The following is a 1,475-nucleotide window of genomic DNA, read 5'->3' as shown; positions in this document are numbered from 1 at the left end:
CGGTTTGGTGCGGATATCCGCATTATGAACAGCTACGGCGTCACCGAAGCGGCGATTGACTCCAGCTTCTACGACGAAGAGCTGTCGAAGCTGCCAAGCAGCGGCCATGTGCCGATTGGTCAGGCGTGGCTGAACGCACGCTTCTACATTGTGGACAGCCAGCTGAATCCGGTGCCGATCGGCGTACTGGGTGAGCTGTGCATTGGCGGAGCCGGGGTGGCACGAGGCTACCTGAATCGTGCAGACCTGACAGCCGAGAAATTCGTAGCGAATCCGTATGTACCAGGTGAACGGTTGTACCGTACAGGCGATTTGGCGCGATGGATGCCGGACGGCAATGTAGACTTTATCGGCCGGATGGATGATCAAGTCAAAATCCGGGGCTTCCGGATTGAACTGGGCGAGGTGGAAGCGCAGCTGCTGACCGTGGACGGCATTCAGAAAGCCATCGTCACCGCCTGGGAAAACGAAGACGGAGACAAGGATCTGTGTGCGTATGTCGTAGCCTCGGAGGCGCTGAATTTGCCGGATCTGCGCAGCACACTCCAGCCCAAACTGCCGGGCTATATGATCCCGACCTATGTCGTACAACTGGATCGTTTCCCGCTGACACCGAACGGAAAAATTGACCGCAAAGCGTTGCCTGCGCCAGAAGCGCGCCTCGAAGGAGGCACGGCGTACGTGGCACCGCGCACACCGCTGGAAGAGCAGTTGGTACGTATTTGGCAAAGCGTTCTGAATCATCCGCAGATCGGTATTAAGGACCATTTCTTTGAAGTCGGAGGACATTCTTTGCGCGCGACAACACTGATGGCGAAAATCCATCAGGAGCTGAATTACAAGCTGGCGCTGCGAGATATTTTCCAATATCCGACGATTGAGCAACTGGTGCAGGTGATGGGTGAAGATCAGACCCAGCAAACGTATGTATCTATTCCTGTGGCGGAGGAGCGTGAATATTATCCTGTTTCCTCGGCGCAAAAACGGATGTACGTGCTGAGTCACCTGGAAGGTGGAGAGGTTAGCTACAACATGCCAGGAGCGTTGATTATCGAAGGTTCCTTGGATAAAATGCGACTGGAACAAGCCTTCCGCCAGCTGATTGCCCGTCATGAAGCCCTGCGAACCCGATTCGAGATGGTGGATGGTGAGGTGATTCAACGGATTGAATCGGGCGTCGCATTCAGCGTGGAGCATGTGCAGGCAAGCGAAGAAGAGACCCAGCAGTATGCCCAAGACTTTGTACGCGCATTTGATCTCGCACAAGCACCATTGCTGCGGGTTCAGCTGGTGGAAACCGGACCGGAGCGTCACGTCATGCTCTATGACATGCACCATATTATTTCGGATGGCGTCACGGAAGGAATTATCGTGCAGGAGTTCTCTCAATTGTATGAAGGCAAGGAACTGCCGCCACTCCGTATTCAGTACAAGGACTATGCGGTTTGGCAGCATGCCGATATGCAAAGTGAGCG

1 protein-coding gene is annotated in these 1,475 nt (G+C 54.6%); it reads left to right on the top strand.

What is annotated here, in order from left to right:
- The coding region (locus tag G9G53_RS25590; RefSeq protein ID WP_165150871.1) for a condensation domain-containing protein at positions 1-1,475 on the top strand (1,475 nt) is incomplete at both ends.

Source organism: Paenibacillus sp. EKM206P (assembly GCF_011066155.1).
In the GTDB taxonomy this organism is placed as follows: Bacteria; Bacillota; Bacilli; order Paenibacillales; family Paenibacillaceae; genus Paenibacillus; species Paenibacillus polymyxa_D.
This window is presented reverse-complemented; position numbering and strand designations above follow the sequence as displayed.